The following is a 14,171-nucleotide window of genomic DNA, read 5'->3' as shown; positions in this document are numbered from 1 at the left end:
TAATTAATTTTAAAATTAGCGAGATAAGTTTTTAAAAATATGGCGTAAACATTCCATCATCTTTTCAATTTGTAGTGGTGTTAATCCATCAAATGATTGCTCTAAAACAACAGATGTTAAGTCGTTAATTTTATCGGTCATTTCAATCCCTTTTTCTGTAAGAATTACACGAGTGATACGAGCATCATCTTCACATGAATAAGTATGTACTAAACCTTCATCTTTTAAACGATAAACAATTTTAGTTGTTGTCGACATTTTAGATACAACCATATCTGAAAGATCAGAAACACTTGCATTAGGATTAGATTTTAAAGCCATTAGAATACGACGACGTGAGTTATCTAAACCATACTTTTTTAATGCATGATCCACTTGATTTACTTGTTTAGAGTAAACCTGTGCGATCCAATAATATGGAAATTGTTCTATTGTAAAATCTTCTGATGATGGTAAAAATTTTGAATATTTTTTGCTCATGATGTTGCCTTTATATTTGAATTGTTTTGTAGTTTTTAATATCTGAACATTTAATATTTTATGTGAAATTTCTCACCTTTTGCAATAGTTTATTAAAATATATAATTAACAAATAACCTTATATATTAGTGTGTTGAATTTAATGCATGTTTTCGCTGAAAAAAAATATATTTTAATTTGTGGTGAAAGTGTTATTTTTTACTTTCTTTATTACTAAATATTTAATCATAAGGTTAGTTCTTATCTCTTAAAGTATCAATGATTTACAAAATATTAAAAAAAATAAATTACAAATATCAAACTTTATGCATAATAGAGTTAATTATCGTTGAAAAGGTTTAAAAACATGGATCCCTCGCAGTGCGCAGGTCTTAATATGCAATTTCCAGCTAACCATACCGGAGTAATTTGCTAATGGAGTTTCTATTAGATCCGGGAATTTGGGTTGGTTTAATAACTCTAATAATTTTGGAAATCGTTCTTGGTATTGATAATTTAGTTTTTATTGCTATTTTGGCAGAAAAACTTCCACCAGAACAACGTGATAAAGCGCGTATTATTGGTCTTTCTTTAGCGTTAATTATGCGCTTGGGGCTTCTTTCTGTTATTGCATGGCTCGTTACCTTAACAAAACCAATTGTGGAATTTGCAGACTTGTCCTTCTCAGGGCGAGATTTAATTCTGTTGTTTGGTGGATTATTCTTGGTGTACAAAGCTGTCACAGAATTACATGAAAAAATTGAAGGTAAACTAGAAGTTAAGTCAACGTCAGAAGTGGTTTATGCTGGTTTTGGTATGGTTGTTGCGCAAATTGTTGTGCTTGATGCTGTTTTCTCACTCGATTCTGTAATTACTGCTATTGGTATGGTAGATAATATCTATGTAATGATGGCAGCTGTTACAATTGCGGTTATCGTGATGTTAATTGCATCTAAGCCACTTACATTATTTGTAAACAGACATCCTACAGTTGTTATTCTTTGTTTAAGCTTCCTTTTACTTATTGGTATTAGCTTAATTGCTGAAGGTTTTGGCTTCCATATTCCTAAAGGATACATTTACTCAGGTATTGGTGTTGCTATTTTAATTGAAGCATTCAACCAGTTCTCTAAGCGAAATGTTGTTAAGCATGAGTCTAAAATCCCACTGCGTCATCGTACAGCAGATTCAATTTTAAAATTGATGGGTGGACAAGTTGCAACTCAAGATGCTGATGGTCAGGTAAGTGAAGCGAAAGATACTTTTGCAGACGAAGAGCGTTATATGATTGGTGGTGTATTAACACTTGCTGAGCGTTCTGTTGCTTCTATTATGACGCCAAGAAGTCAAATTTCTTGGGTGAATTTAGATGATAGTCCAGAAGAAATTCGTGAAAAAATTCTATCTGTGCCACATAGCTTATTCCCAGTTTGTCGCGGTAGTTTAGATAAGGTTCTCAGTGTTGTTCGTGCGAAAGAATTGCTAGATGTTGTGGATGATCAAGAGCAGTTAAAAGACTTGATTAAACGTCATCGTCCAATCTACATTTTTGAAAAAATGAAAGTGATTGATGCAATTAATACTTTACGTACATCAAAAGGTTCATTGGTTCTTGTAAGTGATGAGTTTGGTGTTGTACAAGGTTTAGTATCTCCACTTGATGTTTTTGAAGCGATTGCGGGTGAATTCCCAGATGCCGATGAACAACTTGATTTAGTGAAGTTGGATGATACGACTTGGAAGGCAAGTGGTATGCTAGATGTTTACCAACTTGAACTTGAGTTGGGAATGTTGGATCTTGTTGAAGAAGATGCGGGCTACATTAGTGTTGCTGGCTTAATTCTTGAAAAGGTTGACGGTGAAGTTGAGGTAGGTACAGAGTTGAAATACCAAGGTATTCACTTTGAAGTTACTGAAATGGATTCGAATCGAATTAAGACCGTGATTATTCGTCACTAATAAGAAATTGAAAAAAAGCCTCACATAAGTGGTAATGCCAGTCAGTTAAGAAATTGACTGGCATTTTCTTGGATATTTTTGTGCTTTAATTTTCACTACTCGCGGACATTGCCTTTGCCTTTTTTCAGGTAATACAAATATTTTAGATTGTTCAAATAATTGCGCTAAATGTTTGGGTAGGTTTCCTGCTGATTCTAAAGGTGTGTGCCTTAAGATATTGATAATACTCATGGATGCAATATGGAAACTGATCCTTAAAGGACTCACCTTTGCATGTTCAGCGATAAACCTCATCTGTCTTCTTAAGATATTATATGCAATAAATACCCCCCACAATTCTTGATAGACCAAATCAGGTTGTTTGCTTCTTAAAATCCTTGCATCCTGTAAATCACTTTTAATTTCCCGATAACACATTTCTATTTCCCAACGCTGGATATAAAGCATTGCAAGGTCTTTGAATGGATAAACTTTAGAATCTGTTAATGATGTAATGTAACATCTTATTTTCCCTGCATATTCAACTTCAATTAAACGTGCTTCCCAATAGTCACCCAATGACGGATTTATCTTTTTTGCTCTTGCTGAAACAGGCATTTTGATCTGAAAGTCATGGGCCGCATTATGATGAATCACTTCATAACGCAGGTTGTCCTTTGCTCGCATCAACCAATGACTCTCTTCTGCCTGAGATTGCCAACTCACTAAAAAATCAGCAGAGAAGTAAGCACGATCAAATAGGGTAATACTGCGAACTGGTGCTTTTAATTGACTGGCTAAGGTTAATTCACCTTGATCCATACTGCCAATTTGGGCATCAATCATTTCATGTGTATTGGTATTCACTAGGCAAGTCGCTCTGACTTGTGGGTAAGGGGCAGCTGCTGTTTTGCCTTTGGATGAACCAAAGTGCTTAAAGTTTTCTTCTGTATGAGGCATAGACCAAACCACACCATCTACAGCACAAACGCATAGACCGTGAAAGTTGCTATATTGTTGTTGTGAGTCTTTAAACCATGCCTGACTTAATGTCGAAAATAAAGCACTCATGGGTTCTAATCCTAAGCGCTGTCTTGCTTGTACGGATGCACTCGGTACACAGTATTCTGCCGTACCGAAAACAAGTTGCAATTGTTGAACCACATACCAAATCGGCTGATTTCGAAATAGAGCAAGTCCGATCACCAGCCAAACAACATGTTCAGCAGGCAGTTTTCTTTTTCGAATTGATGCTTTACCTGTTTGGTTTAAGCAATCTTCAATCCAGTTTAAATCAATCAATTCACTGAATTGTGAAAGTGAAGGTAGGGTTTGTTTTAATGTTAAATCTAGATTCTGAGATAAATTCATAAAAAAAGAGCGTATTTACATACGCTCTTTTTACAGCATTTTAACTTTTTTTGCTTAACTGACTGGCATTACACATAAGTGGGGCTTTTTTGTATGTAAAAAGATAAGAAAAAAGTTTACTTATTCATTTATGTTTAGCTCATTTTCAATAATTGACCATAAATTTTGATGTGATCTTTTAAACATGAGCATGTGACCAATCGCTTTATGATTATATGTTTGAGGATTGAGTCTAATTAAATTGGTTTGGCTATTTGGGTATAAGCGAAGGAGATCTTTAACATTTTCTTCAGTTGCAATTTCATCATCTGAAGCCCAAATTGCTGTAATGGGTGTTGTGATTTTTTCATGAAAATTATCTGTAATATTGACTGAGTTTCCAATCGCATTAAGAATATATCCAGGTTTGCTACAAAATTGTGCCCATTGTTTTGCAACATCTCTAGGTAAGTTTTCACCCATGCCAATCATATTGGTTGGGCCATAACCAAGTGTAAATCTTGCTAAAGGAAAAATGCCTTTAAACATAATAGGTGCAAGAATTTTTGTACGTCCTTTTAAGCCTTTTATATGTCCTGTAGAGCCTGCCACAGCAACAACTTTAGCAACTTTTTCATAGTTTGGCGTAATACCCAAAAGTTGCCCGCCCGCACTATGTCCTAAAATAATAACTTTGCTCGATTTGGTTTTAGCTAAAAGTGTTTCAATTGCAGCAGGAATATCTAATTGTCCCCATTGCACAATACTTGCTTTTGAATCTTGAATTCGACCGTGAAGAGAATCTCCAATACCTCTAAAGTCAAAACTAAGCACGTTATAGCCTTGTTCGCTTAACCATTGTGCAAAGGAATGATAAAAGCCTTTTGTGATACCTGTAGCAGGGCAAATAAGAATAGGGTATTTGTGATTTGTGTTTTTTTGGGAAGAGTAAAACTGTCCCGATAAAATATAACGATCTTTGCATTCTATTTGAATATTTTCACATGTGCTCATAAGAAGTCATCATTGAATGTTATGAATTATAAGTAATGTACAGAAATTCTATAAAGATATTCAGTGATATTTTTGACCACGAGGTCAATAATTAGATTTTTTTAAAATTAAAAGAGATATGATTTTTTATGTTGAGTGAGTTCTTATTTTTATTCTGACTTTGAAGATGGATGTCTAGCATCCACCTTCTAGTCTAAAGCTTTATATTTTTCAGTTTTACGGCATTGGTGATCGACAAGATTCCAAATTGCAAAAGCAATTGACATAACAAAAGCATAAACAAAGAGTTCTGGTTTTAGGTTACCTTGAATAAAACCATAAATAGTGAGCATAATCATAATAGCTAAAGTTGTGCTTACATAAGTCACTATATGCTTGGTTTTCATAGTATTAGTGAAAACTTCTTTATTGAAGTGTAGCGATAACATCTCTATCCCTCCTTCGGGTTTTAATTAATTCATAGTATTCTAATTGGTTATTTAGTTATTAGTTGTACGCTGTATTTCAAGCTATTTCAATGGTTGATCGTGCTATTTAAACAATAAATATCTATTAAATTGTAAAATGACAATAAAAACTCACTTTTTATTCAATAAGTACACATAATCAACTATATATTTATAAATCTAAGCTTAAAATTTAGCCATATCTATTAGATTAAAGTATTGGTTTTTGGCTTTAATGGATGATTTGGATTGTGATCTATAAACAATAAATGCCTGTTTGGGTAAAACGAGACAATTATTGGTTACATGAAAAATAGTATTTGGGTAAAACACCATTTTTAGAACAAGAGTTAAAATTGCTTATTTTTTAACTTTGTCGATCACAATACAAATAACCAATACACATAACGATGGAATTAGCCATGCTAGGTTTTGTGCGCTTAAAGGTAAATGTGTAATAGCGTCAGGAAGGAATTTTTCTAATCCGGCAACTTTTAAACCATCAACAATACCGAAAACTAAAGCTACTGCTGTTACTGGTGTAATTACGCGTGATGGATTGTTGAAGAACTTCCAGCAGAATCCAAGAAGAATAACCACAATAGCAGGTGGATAAATTGCACTTAATACAGGTACAGAGAAAGCAATTAATTTTGTTAAACCAAGGTTTGAAATAACAAAAGAGAAGCCAACTAAAAGGAATACCCATTTTTTGTAGCTAAGTTTGGTAATTTGTGAGAAGTATTCAGCACAAGCACAGGTAAGGCCAATTGCAGTTACCATACATGCAATAAAGATCATGCCACTTAGGAAAATTGAACCAAAGTCACCAAATGCGTGTTGTACATAAGCATGTAAAATTACCGCGCCATTGGCAGCATTTGCAGCAACATCATGACTACCTAAGCCTAGTTTAAATAAGCTTAAATAAACTAATGTTAAGCCAATAGCAGAAATTAAGCTGGCAATAATAGCGTAGCGAGTAGTTAGTTTTGCATCAGTTACACCACGTGAACGGATTGCATTAATAATCACAATACCAAACACCAATGCGCCCAAAGTATCCATGGTTAAGTAACCATTTACAAAACCTTCCGAAACTGGGCTATTTACATAGTTACCAATTGCAGGAGAAATGCTACCTGTTGGAATAAAGCATGCAGCAATACCTAAAATAGCTAAAGATAAGATTTTTAATGGTGATAAGAAATAACCAATCGTATCTAAAATTTTATTTGGGTATAGCGAAACAAGCGTTACGAGTGAAAAATAAATTGCACTGTAAATTAGTAGGCTTGAAGCGCTTGTACCAAAATAAGAAGAGAAGCCAATTTCATATGAAACTGTTGCAGTACGTGGTGTAGCAAATAATGGTCCAACAGCAAGATAACAAGAAATTGTCAGAATTAAACTTGCTACTTTACCAAGCGGTGAGCTTAGTTTTTGAATTGAGCCTTCTACACGAGATAAAGCAATAATTGTAATAACAGGTAAGCCAACAGCAGTGATTAAGAAACCAAAAGCAGCTAACCAAACGTGTTCACCAGCTTGTTGAGCCACAATAGGTGGAAAGATAATATTGCCTGCACCGATAAATAGTGCAAAAGTCATAAAACCTAAAGCAATAATATCCCGTGTACGTAAATTCGTCATGGAAGAGATAGGTTTTTAAGAAAAATGGCGATTTTAGAGCAATAAAGTCTTATTTTCTAATCGAAAAATGACGGTATATGGGTATTTTGAATATGTGAAATTTAAAATTAAACTATAAATAAAAAATCATTCAATTTATAGTTATGATTTTAAAGTATTAATTAAGTGCATTTGAATATAATTAAGAAAAACATTACAAATAAGTATAATTTAATTTTTTTGTAAAAATTGGTTAAGTGTTCAAAAAATCAACCTTGATAGGTATTTGTAAAATGGAGCGAGCCCTTACATGCTTATTTAAAAGGTTTATAATAAATATTTATATAATTTTGGACATAAAGAAATGCGAGCTTCCGCTGTTAAAATTAAAACTGAGCAAGATATAGAAAAGTTGCGTATTTCTGGAAGGCTTGCTGCACAAGTTTTAGCGATGATAGGAGAATACGTAAAGCCTGGTGTCACAACTGAATATTTAGATGATATTTGTAATGATTTTATTGTAAACACCTTACAAGTCACACCTGCAAACGTGGGCTATTATGGTTATACAAAAACAACCTGTATTTCTGTAAACGAAGTCGTTTGTCATGGTATTCCATCTTCAACAAAAGTTTTACAAGATGGTGATATTGTTAATATTGATGTTGCTATTATTAAAGATGGCTACTTTGGCGATACCAGTCGTATGTATTATGTGGGTGATGTTTCGCCTGCGGCTAAAAAATTATGTGATACCACTTATGAAGCAATGGTTGCAGGTATTCATGCGGTTAAACCTGGTGCAACTTTAGGTGATATTGGATTTGCAATTCAATCTGTTGCGCATAGAGATGGTTATACGGTTGTGCGTGAGTATTGCGGGCATGGCATTGGTACAACGTATCATGAACAGCCAAGTGTTCTGCATTATGGAAAAGCAGGTCAGGGCATGGTGCTTAAAAAAGGAATGGTCTTTACTATTGAGCCAATGATTAATGCGGGTAAAGCAGGAATTAAAGAGCTTAAAGATGGTTGGACGGTTGTGACCAAAGATAAATCATTGTCTGCTCAATGGGAGCATATGGTTGCTGTGACTGAGACAGGTTTTGAGTTATTGACGCCATGGCCTGAAGGTGTGGGTTCGTATCCTGAAATTTAACAGATAAAATTATAATAGTAATGTAAAAAGCCCATGATATTTATGGGCTTTTTATTTCTTAGATTCTTAAATTAGCTTGAGTGATTTAGTGTTTACTTAATTGTTCAACTAAATAATCAATGAATACACGAACAGCAGGTAGCAAGCCACGCTTAGAAGGATAAACTGCATGGAAAATACCATGTTGAGCTTTCCAGTCTGGTAATACACGAACAAGTTTCCCGCTTTGTAAATAGTCATTTGCAATCGTATCTGGCAATAAAGCGACACCACAATTTTGACTAGTGAGCTGTGCAAGCATGAGTAAATCTGAACCCATAATGGTTGGGTTTACTTTAATTTTTTTTTGCTCATTTTGGTTGTTATGCACGGTAATGTATTGATCTACATGCTCATCAGCCATGCTTAAAATTTGATGTTGTGCTAAATCTTCAGGTGTTTTTAGTTCCCCAAATTGATTTAAATAAGCTTGGGTTGCAAATAAATGTTGTTCAATATTGGCGAAGCGACGCAGTACTAAACTAGGATCATCATCTAAACTTGAGCGCACGCGTAAAGCAATATCAAATCCTTCATTTACAATATCTACTCTGCGGTTTGTTACCATCATTTGTAGTTTAATTTCAGGATACTTTTTGAGGAAATTTGGCAAGATTTTTGCCATTTCATTTTGTGCGATAGTGACAGGAACACTAATTTTAATAACACCACGTGGTTGAGTGCTTAAATGGTCAACTAAGTCGTGTGCTGCTTGTGCTGCATTAAGCATGACTTGAGCATGGCGATAAATATTCATGCCAATGTCAGTAACAGCAAAATGCCGTGAACTTCGTTGAATAAGACGAACACCTAAACGCTCTTCAAGATTGTAAACCCTGCGACTTAGTTTAGATTTTGGAATATCGGTTGCTCTTTCAGCCGCGCTAAATCCACCGTGTTCTACGACCATAGCAAAGCAAAAAAAATCATCTAAATCTGTGAGCATTTTTAATATTCTCTTTATGCAACAATAAGCCTATTAAATTTTTATTGTTCTATAAAGTCAATTTTAAATTCTCTGTACACGACAAAAATAGATAACTCATTGAAATAATGTCACAATAATTGTTTTCTAACGACGAATACTATGACACATCTCAATGAGTTATATCTTATCTTAAACAAATCTCTAAAATGGAACAAGTCACATTTAAAGTGCTTTGCGCTCATCATGCTTGTGATTATTTTAAAGCAAACATGTAATCTTTCTTCTGCATCTAAAGCCTTGCCCATCAAGTGTTTACCACAATCATTTTATCGACGTATGCAGCGCTTCTTTGCAGGTCAGTATTTTGATTATCGTCAAATTTCTCAGTTGATTTTCAATATGTTTTCATTCGACCAAGTGCAACTGACTTTAGATAGAACCAATTGGAAATGGGGAAAACGAAATATTAATATCCTGATGCTCGCAATCGTTTATCGTGGAATAGCGATACCTATCCTTTGGACATTGCTTAATAAACGTGGAAATTCAGATACGAAAGAGCGTATTGCTTTGATTCAACGCTTTATAGCCATTTTTGGTAAAGACCGTATTGTGAATGTGTTCGCAGACAGAGAGTTTATCGGTGAGCAGTGGTTTACATGGTTAATTGAACAAGACATCAACTTCTGCATTCGTGTTAAAAAAACTTCATTGTCACCAATCATTTAGGAAAGAATCATAAAATTAGTGATTTATTTCGCCATCTTAAAGTTGGTCAAATTGAATGTCGTAAACGACGGATTTTGGTTGGTCGGGTGAAACTATATATAAGTGCACTACAGTTAGAAAATGGAGAGCTTTTACTCGTCGTTTCTCCTCAGTTTAATGCCAATGCTATTCAGGATTATGCATTACGCTGGGAAATTGAAACCTTATTCAGTTGTCTCAAAGGACGCGGGTTTAATCTTGAAAATACGCGCTTGACAGACCCTAGACGAGTGAAAAAATTGATTGCGGTGTTAGCTATAAGCTTCTGTTGGTGTTACTTAACGGGTGAATGGCAACATAATCAAAAAAAAGCGATAAAAATAAAGAAGCATGGACGACTCTCAATGAGTTTATTTCGCTATGGTTTAGACTATGTTCAAATGGCGATTCAGCGTTTAATTGGTTTTGGGAAAAAAGAAGAGTTTAAGGAAATTTTGGCAATTTTAAGAAAGCAGAATCCTGATAGGATAAGGGTTCTGTGAAATTTGTCGTGTACAGAGTTTTAAATTAGTAAATTTATTAAATTTTTAATGATTTATTAATAAGCTAAATGTAATAAAACTGAAAAATTATGTTTTAAATTAGTATGTTTTAAATAGTTTTATTTGTTGCATGATTTATAACTCATTAATATGCCTGTTCTCCTTTATTTGTGATATTTAAGATGCATTACACAGCAGATCAAACACTAGCAATTTTAATTGAGGGCAACCGAAAATTTAGTTCAGGTACTATTGCTGTTCAAAGCTTTCAAGATGCTCAGCAGATTATGCAAGCTGATCAAAAGCCAATTGCTGTAATTTTAAGTTGTGCAGATTCACGTGTGTTGCCAGAACAGATTTTTTCACAAGGTATTGGTGATATTTTTGTGATTCGTGTGGCGGGGAATATTGCTAAGCCTTCGCAAATAGGCAGTATTGAATATGCTGTTAAGCAGTATGATATTCCACTTGTGGTTGTATTGGGGCACAGTGATTGTGGTGCAATCGCATCAACGATTAATGCATGTCGTGATCCGAATAAAGTTTTACCTGAAAATTTACAGCAAATTGTTGATGATATTAAACCGACTGTTATTGAAGTTTATGAAAATAACAAAACAGCAGCGTTAGATGAAATTTCAACTTTAGCAATTAAAGAAAATGCTGTGAATATTGTGAGTGAATTATGTGAAGATTCTTCATTCTTAAAGCAACGTGTAGATAGCGGAGATTTAAAAATTGTGGCAGCGAAATTTAATATGGAAAGTGCTGTTGTAGAATTCTTTGATTAAGTTTTTGTGCTTATTCTTTTATAATATTGCATATATTAATTTCTACTGTGGCGAAAATGGCTTATCAACTTATTCAAACCGATATTACTGCAATAGATAATATTGTATGTCCACATTGTCAGCATGCTGTAGTTGATTGGTCTGAAGAGCAATATGTTCAGCCGTGTGAACATGTATTGTTTATTGCAATGGATTTAGGCTTTGAATATATTTCTGATGAGTTTGAGCAAAGTATGTCACGTAGTGTTGATGAAATTCATGCACATGATGATCAGCTCAATATGTTTGAAGAATTAACTCAAACAAGTTATCCAAATTATCTGATTTATCGAAGTGATTTGGGCGCTCAAAACCTTTCTCGATATGTTGGTTTTATTCAGGTTTAAGTTTTAGTCATTCTGTATTAAAAGAATGTAATAAAAAAGCTCCATAAAGGAGCTTTTTTATTTTTAGACTTTGTAGTTAATTAGGTGTTTCAATTTCTTCTTCAACTTCATCATCTACAGTATCCATGCCCAATTCTTTTAGTTTGCGTGTAAGTGTATTTCGCCCCCAACCTAAAAGTTCAGCGGCATGGCGTTTACGACCACGTGTTTGTTGTAGAGCGGCATTAATCAGTGAGCGTTCAAACATTGGAATCGCAATGTCTAAAATCTTCATTTCACCATTTTGAAGTTTTTGTCCTGCCCATTGACCAAGTAATTCATCCCAATGATGAATGGTGATGCGTTCAATATTTGGAGGAATTTCACCTTCAGGTATTTTGCTTAATGGAATTTGTTTAAGTTCAGAAGGTAAGTCTTCAGGATAAACTTCACGACCTGTAATCATGACAGTTAACCAACGACAGGTATTTTCAAGTTGTCGAACGTTACCCGGCCAAGGTAGTTTTTGAATATATTCTTGCGTTTCTTGACGTAAGATTTTCGGGCTTACACCAAGTTCTTTGCCTGCGCGAGCAAGAAAATGTTGTGCAAGCATTGGAATATCTTCACTACGATGTGCAAGTTTTGGAATGTGAATGCGAATCACATTTAGGCGGTGATATAAGTCTTCACGGAAACGTCCATCATGCACTAATTTTTCTAAGTCTTGGTGTGTTGCTGCAACAATTCGAACATCAACTTTAACAGGAATATGTCCACCTACACGGTAGAACTCACCATCTGCTAAAACACGAAGTAAACGTGTTTGCGTTTCAAATGGCATATCACCAATTTCATCTAAAAATAGTGTGCCTCCATTAGCTTGTTCGAAACGACCTTGACGTTGTGTATTTGCACCTGTAAATGCGCCTTTTTCATGTCCAAATAACTCAGTTTCAATGAGGTCTTTTGGAATAGCCGCCATGTTTAAAGCAATAAATGGCTTGCTACTACGTGGAGAGTGGCGATGAAGCGCATGTGCCACAAGCTCTTTACCTGTTCCAGATTCACCATTAATTAAAACCGTAATGTGAGACTGAGATAAACGACCAATCGCTCGGAAAACTTCCTGCATTGCAGGAGATTCACCAATAATTTCAGTGGACTGAATAGGTGGAGCTGTTTTTGCAGATTCTTGTTGCTGTAATTTAGTAATATGCAAAATTGCACGATTGACTAAAGCCAAAGCTTCATCAATATCAAAAGGTTTTGGAAGATATTCAAAAGCACCCGTTTGATAGCTTGAAACAGCAGACTCTAAATCTGAATGCGCCGTCATAATAATGACAGGAAGGTCGGGGAAGTTTGCTTTTACTTTTCCTAAGAAAGTAAGACCGTCAATACCCGGCATACGTATGTCAGTTAAAATGACATCAGGTGCTTCTAATGTGAGTTGATCTAAAGCCGATTGAGCTTCTTCGAAACTGGTAACATCGAAACCTTCTTCTCTAAATGTTTTTTCTAGTACCCAGCGCATGGCGCGATCGTCATCAATTACCCATATTTTATTTCGCGACATGATTCGACTCCCAAGGTAAATATAAGCTAAAAATTGTTTTTCCAGGAACTGATTGGCATTCAATCATTCCGTTATGTTGGTGCATTATGTTTTGCGCAATACTTAAACCAAGACCTGTACCTTTAGCACGTCCTGTAACTAATGGATAAAACACAGATTCTAAAATATCTTCAGGTACACCAGGCCCGTTATCTTCAATGTCAATACGAACAGCAGATCTGTTTAATACGCTGTTGATCGTAACTAAGCGTTGAATTCTTGTTCTAAAAATAAGTTCAGGCTGATGATCGACAAAGAACTCTTTATTTTCTGTGATTGCTTGTACCGCATTTGCGCCAATATTCAGCATGACCTGAATCAGTTGATCTCGATCTGCAAATACTTCAGGTAATGAAAGGTCGTAATCACGTGTAATTTTAATTTTCTTTTTGGTTTGATTGGCAATAAGCGAGCGAACACGTTCTAAAGGCTCATGTACATTTGTAAGTTCATAACTTGGTAAAAGACGCGAACCTAACATGCTATCTGCAAGTGTACGTAAACGATCAACTTCATTAATAATAATGTCAGTAAATTCTGCGTATTGTGGATCGTTTAAACTGCGCGCCAATAATTGAGTCGCACCGCGAATTCCTGCAAGCGGATTTTTAATTTCATGTGCAACACCACGTATAAGCTGACGTGCCACTTGATGTTGCTGAATTAAGTTTTCTTCTTTTGAAATTTTTAACATTCGATCAATTGGGTTTAACTCAATTAAAAGCAAAGGATGATAACTTTTTGCGTAATTTAGTTGAGATACAGAATAATCGACATGAATATCTTTGAAATTCACACTAATTGTTGCTTCACGACGTGTATAAGGTTGCCCTGTACGCATTGAGTTATTTAAAGCTTCTTCTGTATTAAACTCATCGCTAGGAACATGCAATAAATTCAGAACAGGCTGACCCACCGCACGCAATAAACTAATATCAAACAAAGCTTCGCAAGATGAATTGAGATAAAAAATATTAAGATTACTGTCGACAAGTAGAATGGCTGTTGCCAAGTTGTCTACCAACAAACGATAGTCGATCGTTGAGTCTTGATCCATTTGTTATAAAATCCTATTTGAATAACGCATAAGCATCTTCGTAAAGCAATAATTTTGAATAAAGAACATAAGTTGAGCCAAATGATTGCAACATCTGCGCCAACTTATTCAAAAAGGGCATAATT

At 34.9% G+C, this 14,171-nt stretch carries 13 protein-coding genes; 5 read left to right on the top strand and 8 right to left on the bottom strand.

What is annotated here, in order from left to right; translation table 11 throughout:
* Positions 1-15: 15 nt before the first annotated feature.
* Positions 16-480 carry a MarR family winged helix-turn-helix transcriptional regulator gene (locus MZO21_RS07315; RefSeq protein WP_154772821.1) on the bottom strand — a complete coding sequence of 155 codons (465 nt, stop codon included), beginning with the start codon at positions 478-480 and terminating at the stop codon, positions 16-18.
* Positions 481-894: 414 nt separating this feature from the next.
* Between MZO21_RS07315 and MZO21_RS07310 the strand changes: the two genes are divergently transcribed.
* Entirely contained in the window at positions 895-2,418 is a 1,524-nt protein-coding gene (locus MZO21_RS07310) for a TerC family protein (RefSeq protein ID WP_154772822.1), read from the top strand.
* 45 nt (positions 2,419-2,463) lie between these two features.
* Here the strand turns inward: MZO21_RS07310 and MZO21_RS07305 are convergent, their stop codons facing one another.
* The 4 genes from MZO21_RS07305 to brnQ all read right to left on the bottom strand — a co-directional run bounded on the left by MZO21_RS07305 (position 2,464) and on the right by brnQ (position 6,860).
* Positions 2,464-3,768: an IS4 family transposase gene (locus MZO21_RS07305; RefSeq protein WP_248104251.1), complete on the bottom strand. Its 1,305-nt coding sequence runs from the start codon at positions 3,766-3,768 to the stop codon at positions 2,464-2,466.
* 120 nt (positions 3,769-3,888) lie between these two features.
* Entirely contained in the window at positions 3,889-4,761 is an 873-nt protein-coding gene (locus MZO21_RS07300; protein WP_248104165.1) for an alpha/beta hydrolase family protein, read from the bottom strand.
* Positions 4,762-4,949: 188 nt separating this feature from the next.
* Entirely contained in the window at positions 4,950-5,189 is a 240-nt protein-coding gene (locus MZO21_RS07295; protein ID WP_154772938.1) for a hypothetical protein, read from the bottom strand.
* Positions 5,190-5,567: 378 nt separating this feature from the next.
* Entirely contained in the window at positions 5,568-6,860 is a 1,293-nt protein-coding gene (gene brnQ / locus MZO21_RS07290; RefSeq protein WP_248104163.1) for a branched-chain amino acid transport system II carrier protein, read from the bottom strand.
* Positions 6,861-7,203: 343 nt separating this feature from the next.
* Between brnQ and map the strand changes: the two genes are divergently transcribed.
* Positions 7,204-7,998 carry a type I methionyl aminopeptidase gene (gene map / locus MZO21_RS07285; protein ID WP_248104161.1) on the top strand — a complete coding sequence of 265 codons (795 nt, stop codon included), beginning with the start codon at positions 7,204-7,206 and terminating at the stop codon, positions 7,996-7,998.
* An 85-nt stretch (positions 7,999-8,083) separates the two neighbouring features.
* Here map and MZO21_RS07280 read toward each other — a convergent pair whose 3' ends face one another.
* Positions 8,084-8,983 (bottom strand): LysR substrate-binding domain-containing protein, encoded by a 900-nt coding sequence (locus MZO21_RS07280; protein ID WP_154772935.1) that lies wholly within the window; start codon positions 8,981-8,983, stop codon positions 8,084-8,086.
* Between the two features lie 141 nt (positions 8,984-9,124).
* On the opposite strand from MZO21_RS07280, the gene MZO21_RS07275 reads away from it, so the two are divergent.
* From MZO21_RS07275 to MZO21_RS07265, 3 genes are all read left to right on the top strand, one after another.
* A protein-coding gene (locus MZO21_RS07275) for an IS4-like element ISAba1 family transposase (RefSeq protein ID WP_085940648.1) occupies positions 9,125-10,215 on the top strand; the annotation gives its coding sequence in 2 pieces (ribosomal slippage) (positions 9,125-9,665 and positions 9,665-10,215; 1,092 coding nt in all).
* A 182-nt stretch (positions 10,216-10,397) separates the two neighbouring features.
* A complete protein-coding gene (locus MZO21_RS07270; RefSeq protein WP_248102660.1) occupies positions 10,398-11,006 on the top strand; it encodes a carbonic anhydrase in 609 nt (202 codons plus the stop codon).
* Between the two features lie 56 nt (positions 11,007-11,062).
* Positions 11,063-11,392 (top strand): hypothetical protein, encoded by a 330-nt coding sequence (locus tag MZO21_RS07265; RefSeq protein ID WP_154772933.1) that lies wholly within the window; start codon positions 11,063-11,065, stop codon positions 11,390-11,392.
* 76 nt (positions 11,393-11,468) lie between these two features.
* On the opposite strand, the gene glnG is transcribed toward MZO21_RS07265, so the two are convergent.
* Together glnG and glnL are read right to left on the bottom strand one after the other, a co-directional pair.
* Positions 11,469-12,950 carry a nitrogen regulation protein NR(I) gene (gene glnG, locus MZO21_RS07260; protein WP_154772932.1) on the bottom strand — a complete coding sequence of 494 codons (1,482 nt, stop codon included), beginning with the start codon at positions 12,948-12,950 and terminating at the stop codon, positions 11,469-11,471.
* Positions 12,937-14,046, bottom strand: coding sequence for a nitrogen regulation protein NR(II) (gene glnL / locus MZO21_RS07255; protein ID WP_154772931.1), 1,110 nt, complete (start codon positions 14,044-14,046; stop codon positions 12,937-12,939). Before glnL ends, glnG begins: the two co-directional genes overlap by 14 nt.
* Between the last annotated feature and the right edge of the window lie 125 nt (positions 14,047-14,171).

This window comes from Acinetobacter portensis (genome assembly GCF_023158935.1).
GTDB lineage: Bacteria > Pseudomonadota > Gammaproteobacteria > Pseudomonadales > Moraxellaceae > Acinetobacter > Acinetobacter faecalis.
The sequence above is the reverse complement of the archived record's forward strand: the minus strand, read 5'-3'. Positions and strand labels throughout refer to the sequence as shown.

Excerpts from the sequence above, each read along its gene's own strand:
- brnQ (WP_248104163.1), bottom strand. The coding sequence starts at position 6,860 with ATGACGAATTTACGTACACGGGATATTATTGCTTTAGGTTTTATGACT.
- MZO21_RS07305 (WP_248104251.1), bottom strand. The coding sequence starts at position 3,768 with ATGAATTTATCTCAGAATCTAGATTTAACATTAAAACAAACCCTACCT.
- glnG (WP_154772932.1), bottom strand. The coding sequence starts at position 12,950 with ATGTCGCGAAATAAAATATGGGTAATTGATGACGATCGCGCCATGCGC.
- map (WP_248104161.1), top strand. The coding sequence starts at position 7,204 with ATGCGAGCTTCCGCTGTTAAAATTAAAACTGAGCAAGATATAGAAAAG.
- MZO21_RS07265 (WP_154772933.1), top strand. The coding sequence starts at position 11,063 with ATGGCTTATCAACTTATTCAAACCGATATTACTGCAATAGATAATATT.
- MZO21_RS07300 (WP_248104165.1), bottom strand. The coding sequence starts at position 4,761 with ATGAGCACATGTGAAAATATTCAAATAGAATGCAAAGATCGTTATATT.
- MZO21_RS07270 (WP_248102660.1), top strand. The coding sequence starts at position 10,398 with ATGCATTACACAGCAGATCAAACACTAGCAATTTTAATTGAGGGCAAC.
- MZO21_RS07280 (WP_154772935.1), bottom strand. The coding sequence starts at position 8,983 with ATGCTCACAGATTTAGATGATTTTTTTTGCTTTGCTATGGTCGTAGAA.
- MZO21_RS07315 (WP_154772821.1), bottom strand. The coding sequence starts at position 480 with ATGAGCAAAAAATATTCAAAATTTTTACCATCATCAGAAGATTTTACA.
- glnL (WP_154772931.1), bottom strand. The coding sequence starts at position 14,046 with ATGGATCAAGACTCAACGATCGACTATCGTTTGTTGGTAGACAACTTG.
- MZO21_RS07310 (WP_154772822.1), top strand. The coding sequence starts at position 895 with ATGGAGTTTCTATTAGATCCGGGAATTTGGGTTGGTTTAATAACTCTA.
- MZO21_RS07295 (WP_154772938.1), bottom strand. The coding sequence starts at position 5,189 with ATGTTATCGCTACACTTCAATAAAGAAGTTTTCACTAATACTATGAAA.